The sequence below is a fragment of the Acinetobacter sp. WCHAc060042 genome (assembly GCF_003231195.1).
GTDB lineage: Bacteria > Pseudomonadota > Gammaproteobacteria > Pseudomonadales > Moraxellaceae > Acinetobacter.
Window position 1 is genome coordinate 23,950 of record NZ_QKVN01000039.1, and the last position, 8,315, is coordinate 32,264.

At 36.6% G+C, this 8,315-nt stretch carries 10 protein-coding genes and 1 pseudogene; 6 read left to right on the forward strand and 5 right to left on the reverse strand.

Annotated features, from left to right (window positions below; genetic code table 11):
• Positions 1 to 238 precede the first annotated feature (238 nt).
• From mrdA to DPG01_RS15035, 4 genes are all read left to right on the forward strand, one after another.
• Positions 239 to 2,281, forward strand: coding sequence for a penicillin-binding protein 2 (gene mrdA, locus DPG01_RS15020; protein ID WP_110975658.1), 2,043 nt, complete (start codon positions 239 to 241; stop codon positions 2,279 to 2,281).
• A 2-nt stretch (positions 2,282 to 2,283) separates the two neighbouring features.
• The gene (gene rsmD, locus DPG01_RS15025) at positions 2,284 to 2,838 is read left to right on the forward strand and encodes a 16S rRNA (guanine(966)-N(2))-methyltransferase RsmD (protein ID WP_110975659.1); all 555 of its coding nucleotides are present in this window, start codon (positions 2,284 to 2,286) and stop codon (positions 2,836 to 2,838) included.
• A gap of 114 nt (positions 2,839 to 2,952) precedes the next feature.
• On the forward strand, positions 2,953 to 3,690 hold the full coding sequence (locus tag DPG01_RS15030; protein ID WP_110975660.1) for a sulfite exporter TauE/SafE family protein: 738 nt from the start codon (positions 2,953 to 2,955) through the stop codon (positions 3,688 to 3,690).
• 160 nt (positions 3,691 to 3,850) lie between these two features.
• On the forward strand, positions 3,851 to 4,189 hold the full coding sequence (locus tag DPG01_RS15035; RefSeq protein WP_110975664.1) for a hypothetical protein: 339 nt from the start codon (positions 3,851 to 3,853) through the stop codon (positions 4,187 to 4,189).
• A 56-nt stretch (positions 4,190 to 4,245) separates the two neighbouring features.
• Here DPG01_RS15035 and DPG01_RS15040 read toward each other — a convergent pair whose 3' ends face one another.
• Positions 4,246 to 4,854, reverse strand: coding sequence for a 1-acyl-sn-glycerol-3-phosphate acyltransferase (locus DPG01_RS15040; protein WP_171264412.1), 609 nt, complete (start codon positions 4,852 to 4,854; stop codon positions 4,246 to 4,248).
• Between the two features lie 221 nt (positions 4,855 to 5,075).
• On the opposite strand from DPG01_RS15040, the pseudogene DPG01_RS15045 reads away from it, so the two are divergent.
• Positions 5,076 to 5,516 (forward strand): annotated as a pseudogene (locus DPG01_RS15045) (tyrosine-type recombinase/integrase); the annotation flags it as partial.
• A 187-nt stretch (positions 5,517 to 5,703) separates the two neighbouring features.
• On the opposite strand, the gene DPG01_RS15050 reads toward DPG01_RS15045, so the two are convergent.
• Positions 5,704 to 6,171 (reverse strand): SMI1/KNR4 family protein, encoded by a 468-nt coding sequence (locus DPG01_RS15050; protein ID WP_110975662.1) that lies wholly within the window; start codon positions 6,169 to 6,171, stop codon positions 5,704 to 5,706.
• On the opposite strand from DPG01_RS15050, the gene DPG01_RS19085 reads away from it, so the two are divergent.
• A complete protein-coding gene (locus DPG01_RS19085) occupies positions 6,157 to 6,294 on the forward strand; it encodes an IS3 family transposase (protein ID WP_416346136.1) in 138 nt (45 codons plus the stop codon). The two genes, DPG01_RS15050 and DPG01_RS19085, sit on opposite strands and share 15 nt — an antisense overlap.
• 52 nt (positions 6,295 to 6,346) lie before the next feature.
• Here the strand turns inward: DPG01_RS19085 and DPG01_RS15055 are convergent, their stop codons facing one another.
• The 3 genes from DPG01_RS15055 to DPG01_RS15065 all read right to left on the reverse strand — a co-directional run bounded on the left by DPG01_RS15055 (position 6,347) and on the right by DPG01_RS15065 (position 8,176).
• Entirely contained in the window at positions 6,347 to 6,691 is a 345-nt protein-coding gene (locus DPG01_RS15055) for a hypothetical protein (RefSeq protein WP_228157013.1), read from the reverse strand.
• 351 nt (positions 6,692 to 7,042) lie between these two features.
• Positions 7,043 to 7,426 (reverse strand): hypothetical protein, encoded by a 384-nt coding sequence (locus DPG01_RS15060; RefSeq protein ID WP_110975666.1) that lies wholly within the window; start codon positions 7,424 to 7,426, stop codon positions 7,043 to 7,045.
• A 342-nt stretch (positions 7,427 to 7,768) separates the two neighbouring features.
• The gene (locus DPG01_RS15065) at positions 7,769 to 8,176 is read right to left on the reverse strand and encodes an SMI1/KNR4 family protein (RefSeq protein ID WP_228157014.1); all 408 of its coding nucleotides are present in this window, start codon (positions 8,174 to 8,176) and stop codon (positions 7,769 to 7,771) included.
• Between the last annotated feature and the right edge of the window lie 139 nt (positions 8,177 to 8,315).

An 8,315-nucleotide genomic window follows, 5' to 3' on the forward strand; every position in this document is an offset into this window, starting at 1 on the left:
TTGTCACCATTATCCGTAATGTTATTTTAGTAATTGGTCCCTTTTTATCGGATTTTGACTGTATCAGAAATTAGAAAACACTTATATACAGGAATTTACATTTTTAATGTCTGTAAAGTCAAAGTTTAGTCAAAATGAAAAGCAGAACAGGCGATAACAAATATCAAAACAGGGAGACATGCGTTAGAATAGCGCGCAGGTATATTCCTCTTTATCCATGTGTCTAAGTCGATTTGGTATGAAACAGCACTTTCCTTTAAAAAACGTTCAACAAGAAAAGCGCATTTTTCGAAATCGTACCTTTATTTCCATGGGTATTGTGATCTTTTTCTTACTGATTTTAGTCTCCCGCTATGCGTATTTACAGCTGGTACAGTACGATGAATTTTCCACTGCATCTGACCAAAACCGTATTCGGCTACAGCCTTTAGCCCCTGCCCGCGGCTATATTTATGACCGTAATGGTGTGCTCTTAGCCGACAACTATCCTGTTTTCACAGCCACTATGAGTCGTGCAGATGTTCCAGATATTGATAAGACAATTGAACGTCTAACGCCCATTTTAGAACTTAGCCAAGAAGATATTGACCGTTTTCAAAGTCGTATTAAAGCATCACGTAAAACTGAGCGTGTTTCGATTAAACTCAATTTGAATGAAAATGATATTGCACGTTTTAGTGAAGTCAAATATCAATTTCCAGGGGTAAACATCGAAACTCAAATGACACGTTACTATCCACATGGCGAGCTATTTGCTCATGTGATTGGTTATGTGGGACGTATTAACGATAAAGAATTAAAAAGTATCAATAAAGACTTATATGCGGGCACTAACCTGATTGGTAAAATTGGGGTAGAAAAATCCTATGAAGATTTGCTACATGGCGTTCCTGGAAACGAGTCTGTCGAAGCGGATGCTCACGGCAATGTATTACGACATTTAGGTCGAAAAGAGCCAATTCGTGGCAACGATTTATACCTGTCACTCGATTATGGCTTACAGGTCGTTGCGACAGAACAACTCGCAGGTCGTCGCGGTGCAATTGTGGCCATGGACCCACGTACAGGTGAAATCCTCGCCCTCGTATCAAGTCCTAGTTTTAACCCAAACCTGTTTGTGACAGGCATTAGCCATACCGACTATAGTGGTCTGCGAGACAACCTTGATCAACCCCTTTATAACCGTGCTGTACAAGGGGCTTACCCACCTGGTTCAACCATTAAACCGATGTTTGGTTTAGGTGGTATTCATTATGGCTTGATTGATTGGGGTACTGCTATTTCCGATCACGGCTATTTCACCCTGCCGGGAGATTCGCATAAATTCCGTGACTGGAAAAAGTCAGGACATGGCGTAGTCAATTTGCATAAAGCTCAAGTTGTTTCTTGCGATACCTTTTATTACATTCTGTCTTTCCGCATGGGCATTGAAAAAATGAACACATGGATGCGTCAGTTTGGTTTTGGTGAAAAAACAGGTGTTGATTTACCAAGTGAAAGCACAGGTCTTTATCCAAACCCTGAATGGAAAATGCGTACTCGCGATGCCAAGTGGCTTAAAGGTGAAACTATTTCTGTCAGTATTGGACAAGGTGCTTTTACCGCAACCCCCCTACAATTAGCCATGGCAACTGCCATTACTGCGAATCATGGTTCACATGTAATTCCACATGTTTTACAAACCAGTAAAGGTGCAAAACCACATAAAGACCTAAATGCACCTGATGGCCGAATTCAGTTCAATGGTACAGACGAAGACTGGGTAAAAATGCGTGATGCTATGGTCGATGTCGTGGAAACAGGTACAGGACGTGGTATTCGTACACCAATGTATAAAATTGCAGGGAAAACAGGTACCGCACAGGTTAAAAGTATTGCTCAAGGTAAACGCTATAACGAAGCACTTTTAACAGAACGTCAGCTCGACCATGGTTTATTTGTTGGCTTTGCGCCTGCGGAAAATCCAGAGATTGCAATTGCGGTCGTCTGGGAAAATGGACGTCACGGCGGATCAGCAGCTCAGCTAGCTCGCCCTGTGCTAGATTATTGGTTGCAAACTCGCCATAAAAATCCAATTCGTCCGCAAAACCATCAAATCAGTGGTGGACTCATGACAGCGGGGATTAAACCGGGTGAGTTGCCGAGTGACAGCACGCCACCCGCAGCAAATACAGCAGTAGGCCCACAAGGTCGTTCAGCAACCTCCGTACAAAGTACAACAGTAGCTCCGAACACTAACCATTCAGCTACTCCACCCCCTGCTACTGAAGAGCCAGACTAATTATGAAAAATCAACTTCGTATCATCGGGGGGGAATGGAAACGTCGCCAACTCCCTTTCGCCAATATTGAAGGTTTGCGCCCCACGCCTGATCGAGTCCGTGAAACTTTGTTTAATTGGCTTATGTGGGATGTTCAAAATACCAATGTTTTGGATATTTGTGCTGGTTCGGGTGCATTGGCATTCGAAGCTCTATCACGTGGTGCTTCAAAAGTAGTGATGATTGAACCTGACCGCAGTCAAGCACAGTTTTTAACACAAAACTTAGAGCTCTTGAAAGTACCTAAGTCTCGTGCACAATTAAAAGTCTCAACAGCACAGCAAAGCTTGCCCAACTTAAAAGAACAGTTTGATTTGGTCTTTTTAGACCCGCCGTATAGCCTAGAGTTATGGGAACAATTGGCTCTCTTGGCTGACCCGCTGATTCAAAAGAATGGCTATATTTATGTAGAAGCGGATCGTGAGTTAAATCTGCTAAGACTTCCAAGTTCTTGGGTTCAAGTAAAGAGCACCAAGGCTGGCACTGTACGTGCGGGCTTATTTCAAAAGACAGCATAAGCTACTAAAGCAAAGACATTTCATGTTTCGATATTTCAAAATTTTAGTAAAATCTATGTCGCGTTCAGCTGAACGAAATATCACTTACCCTACAAAATTTTCGGCATATATGCGATGACTTGGCTGGTCTTTATTTTAGGTGCAATGGTTGCTGGTTTTGTTCAGGGCTTAACGGGTTTTGCCTTTGCCTTAATTGCCATGTCATTTTGGGTATGGGTTTTAGCACCACAGCTAGCAGCACCATTAGTGGTTTTTGCTTCTGTATGGAGCCATCTTATCTCCTTAAAATCAGAATCATCTTTTCAGATCAATAAAAACCTTATTGCACCCTACGTTTTGGCTGGCATTTTAGGTGTTCCACTGGGAACCTATCTTTTAGATATTATTCAAGCGGATATGTTTAAGCTAATGCTTGGTATATTTTTAGTGCTTTGGTGTCCATTGATGCTCTTGAATCCACAAATTCGTTCTATTCAATCTTCAGGAAAATATGCCGACAGCTGTATTGGTTTTATTGGTGGCATACTCGGCGGTTTAGGCGGGTTTTGTGGCTCACTTCCTTCTGCTTGGGTCATGTTAAAAAATCTACCTAAAGAGCAGCAACGTTTTATTTTGAGACATTTTAATTTTGCGATCCAAGTATTCACACTATTTAGCTACCTACTTCGTGGAAATTTAAGCCTACAGCATTTACCCTATATGGGTATCTTGATTTTAAGTGTCAGTCTACCAGCCATGCTAGGTGCACGCTTATTTTATAAAATTTCTGAACGCCAATTTAAACGAATCGTACTGGGACTCTTATTTAGCTCAGGCTGCTTTTTATGTATCAGCTACCTTTTAAATCAGTAGCGGATTTTTAACATTTTATGACAAACGATCTAGATATTTAATTGTGTGCTTTCTGTCAAAATTGCCACTTCTTTAAGCAACTTACGATGTTTAAGCTTTCTCACTATTCACAAAAATTTATACAATAATGCCACTCTCAAAAACCATCTATTCAGCATATATGAAACCGTATTTTGCACTTTTTAGTCTTTGCTTTGTCAGTGCCTGCTCCATCAGCTCATCTAAAGAAATTAAACAAGCTGAAAAACTATTACAATATTTCGATTGTCAAAATATTGAACGTGACCAAGCTGATCACAGCTCCATGACCAGTTTTCATGAACAAATACTTGCTAGCAGCAAACAAAAAGCCCAATCTTATGTAGAAAGCTATCAACATGGCGATAAAATCTTTGACCTGCCACTACCTGAAGTTATAGAAACCCAGCTACAAAACTACACTACAGCCTGTCAATCTTTAGGCGGCGTTTTACCGACCACGGCTCAAGACACACCTTAAAATTTTGGACAAATAAAAAGACAGCATGCGTGCTGTCTTTTTTGATTTATCACTGATTATGCTTCAATTTCTTGTTTCATAGAATCTGAATGATAACGCGTATCTACACTAAACTTCTGCGGAAATTTCGCTGAAATTTCAGCGTAAAATGCCATAATCTCTGCCATATCTTTCTCATAGTCACCCGTAGGGTAAACAATTTTACCGATTCCCGTTTTTTTCTTTGCATAATCCATATAAGCCAATGCAATCGGCACACCTGCACTTATCGCAACATGGTAAAAACCTGTTTTCCATTGCTCCTGCTTAGCACGTGTTCCTTCTGGAGTGACTAACATGACTAATTTAGGATGTTCTTTAAAAAGATCACTCATCAATTGCACCATGCTTGGACGTGGTTCACCTTCATGTTTTGGACGACGGTCAATACCAATTCCCCCCATAGCACGGACAAAGGGGCCAAAAGGCAACTTCATATAACTGTCTTTTATCGTGATACGGACATTCACCCCTAAGGCTTTTAGTGCCAAACGCGCATAGAGTGCATCCCAATTACTGGTATGTGGCGCTGCAATCATGACACATTGATTGATATTCAAATCCCAGTGATTATCAATCTGCCACCCCATTAAGGTTAAACTTTGTTCTGCAAGCTTCTCGAACACAAAAAAACACCACATTGCTAAAATTCGCGCAGATTCTAGCAATGCTGAAGATCAAATACATCGGATTTAGATCAATAAAACAGCAATTAATCTATAAATGTATATTTTATTTAATTCCAAATATTTCAAGAAATATCAGTCCATCACAAATCATGTCTGAATAAATGTGAATAATATCGTTTTATTCGAGATAGCCATTCTCTTAAAAGTAATCAACAAATGTTGATTTTGAAGATAAGACATGGACGATTCCAGCAGTATCAAGGGCTGATATTTTGGCTGGCAAGCGCAATATGAAAAAGAACAGAATGCATGTTGTACCATTGTCTGATCAAGCCATTGAAATCATAAAAGAGCAATTTGTGCTTTATCCTGATAGTGAATATATATTTGCGGGAGAAGACGGAGAAATGATAGGTAAAACTACATGGAATACTGCCCTGCGTAACATGAAGTTAGAATTCACCATGCATGATCTAAGAGCTACAGCATCTACTGTGGCTAATGAGCATGGTTTTAATAAGGATTGGGTTGAAATACAGCTTGCCCACGTTTCTGATAATAAAACACGCACATCATACAATCATGCTCAATGGCTAAATGACCGTAAAACAATGATGCAATGGTGGGCTGATCATGTAGATAGTTGGGATAGTGATTAACTTTATATTTTCACCTCTACAGGTTAATATATCGACCAATCAATTAAAGTAATTCAATGATGGATTGGATAAATAAATTTTATTATTTATTTAATTCAACAACTTATTAAAATTTTATACTCTTCCCCTTCCATCGAATCAAAAATGAGAGCTGTTAAACAAATAACAGCCCTTTTATTAACACCTACTACTCATGCAACAAATTTAAGAAATCATCGAAATTATCTGCTATTTGTATAACACGCATTTTAGCATTGCCATTTTCATCTTTGATATATTCATCATGATACATAATAACTACTGATGGGTTATCAGTGGTTGGATTCTGACGATAGTCAAAGGCTATATAATCGCCCCCACCATTTAATCCAAAAGTTACTATATTTTCATAGCCATAAATATCGTAATCTTGATAATCTTCGATTGCATCACTTCCTAAAACCTCGCCAAATGCACAAAACGAGAAACTAGATCCATACTTCTTACCATCAGAGTCATTGAATTCAAAAGAATTTTCTAAAAATTGAAGCCCATTATTTAGTTTCATTAATTTTTTATATACCAAAGGGAATCTTATACCAATTTTTTTTTCGAATTCAACTATCACACTATCATCTATAGCGCCGAAATCATACAAAATATTAAGTTTGTTCATTTATTTTCCACCGCTCAAAGCACCCTCACCGATATGATTAATTGCATTATAATTTACTGTAGGTGGCAATTGAAATTAAAAGGATTGAGTCCTGTTCAATTCAGAACTCAATCTTGTTGTTAACTAAACTGTCCAAGATTTGGGGTTCAGTTCAAAATTTTAGAGGCTTTTAACATTAATCTTTAAATTCATCCATACATGACTGTATTTCATATATAAACTCTGTTTTCGCTTTTCCTTGCTCATCTATAGTTAATATAAACTTTCTCCAATCACCGCCTGTATGTGATTGCATTTCATCATGAAGTTGTTTGCACATTTGATCAATATTTTTTTGGTCCGCATCATCTTGCTTTGGTGGTAATGTTTTTCCCTCATTCTCATACCACATACTGATAGAACGCCAACCTTCATCAGGATTAAATTTATACTCCAAATGAGCAGAATCATAGAGGCTACCACTTGAATAATGCAATATTTTTGCTAATTCATTTAATATATTAACTTGAGCTTCCATCATTGTCCTCCTCCACCAACCTTGTTCTCAAAAAACCTTGTTTCTTGTTTACCATTGATTGTAGACCGCATTTTTCGCTAAAATAAAAACACCTGATGAAATGCATCGAGTGTTTTTTTGAAATTGGTTTCAACCTATTTCAAGGCTAGACAGCAATCCAAAAGTAAATTAAAAAATCTTGTATTTCCTCCAAGACTACAAATTTGTAAAACTATGTATTCTGTTCTTTGAGCCTTATACGTTCCTTATGATTCGTTTATAAGATCAATATAATTTTTCGAAAAAAAATAACCCAACTCATCTTGAACCTGCTGAATTTCATTTATTGACTTTTACCATTATCTATACGATTTTTTATAAATTAATAAAAGGAAAAAGCCTTTTAAAATTTTCTAGAATAGATGAATTTAACTCTAACAGTTTTAAAGATTCATCTTTACTTATGGGTGAATCATAAACATGCACACCTCTTAAAAATGAAATACCATATAGTGCATTTTTCTCATCATTTGATAAGTATTCATCTGGAACAAATCCTATTATTTTGGAAACCTCATATAAATAACCATCAAAACCAACCAAATCAAATATATATGATGGAATAACCTCTACAGGGGTATTTTCAATCACTTGCTCAATCCAAATTCTAAAATCAGACAAATCTATAGTTTGAGAATATAAACATCCAAGTACAAAATTTAAATCTTCACTATTATTTTTATCTATTTTAAAAACCATATTATTTACCATCCATCATCAAGATTAAATTTGTATTCTAATTTCCATGAATTATAATCAAAAAGTCGATACTTATGCACTTCATGTACAATTTTGTTTAATAGTTCAACTTGATTAGGCACTCTTTTCCACCACCAGCTTTATTCTAAAACATTACAGGATCTAGCTTTTCACTATCTATAGTAAACTCTACGAAAACTTTGCCTGATCTTAATGAATTAGGATTATTTACTATAAGTTTAAGCATTTATTCCCTTTAAATTAATTTTTATATTCTTCCTCTTTCATCGAATCAAAAATGAGAGCTGTTAAACAAATAACAGCCCTTTTTATTAACGTCTACTACTCATGCAACAAATTTAAAAAATCATCGAAATTATTGGCTACATTATTCACAACCATAGAACTCGTTCCATCTTCAAAATCCACAAAATCATCATGATAAACTAATACTACTTTAGGGTTTGAAGTTTTAGAATCCTCTCGATAATCAAAACAAATATAGTCTCCATTTGCGCATATTCCAAAAACAACTAGATTTTTTATACCATAATTTTCAAGATCATTTACATTATCCTGATTACTTAAAATATCACCATCTAAATGATCAGATTTAAAACTTAAAAAATTTAAGTCTCTTTCATCAATGCTATTGTAAATATCGGTGAAATTAAATATATTTTCCTCTAATCTTACAGCATCATGATTCTTTATAAGATCAATATAATTTTCGGAAAAAAATAACCTAATTCATCTTGGACTCGCTGAATTTCATTTAGTGAATTTTTACCATTATCTCTACGGATTTCCATATATTCTCTTCCATCTATCTGCCATCTTGCTATATCACTGGCACGATTTTAAAGTGATGTCAGCAAAACAGATAAAG

What these genes read in the sequence shown, in the direction of transcription:
- mrdA (WP_110975658.1), top strand. Translation starts at nt 239, where the DNA reads ATGAAACAGCACTTTCCTTTAAAAAACGTTCAACAAGAAAAGCGCATT.
- rsmD (WP_110975659.1), top strand. Translation starts at nt 2,284, where the DNA reads ATGAAAAATCAACTTCGTATCATCGGGGGGGAATGGAAACGTCGCCAA.
- DPG01_RS15030 (WP_110975660.1), top strand. Translation starts at nt 2,953, where the DNA reads ATGACTTGGCTGGTCTTTATTTTAGGTGCAATGGTTGCTGGTTTTGTT.
- DPG01_RS15035 (WP_110975664.1), top strand. Translation starts at nt 3,851, where the DNA reads ATGAAACCGTATTTTGCACTTTTTAGTCTTTGCTTTGTCAGTGCCTGC.
- DPG01_RS15050 (WP_110975662.1), bottom strand. Translation starts at nt 6,171, where the DNA reads ATGAACAAACTTAATATTTTGTATGATTTCGGCGCTATAGATGATAGT.
- DPG01_RS15055 (WP_228157013.1), bottom strand. Translation starts at nt 6,691, where the DNA reads ATGATGGAAGCTCAAGTTAATATATTAAATGAATTAGCAAAAATATTG.
- DPG01_RS15060 (WP_110975666.1), bottom strand. Translation starts at nt 7,426, where the DNA reads ATGGTTTTTAAAATAGATAAAAATAATAGTGAAGATTTAAATTTTGTA.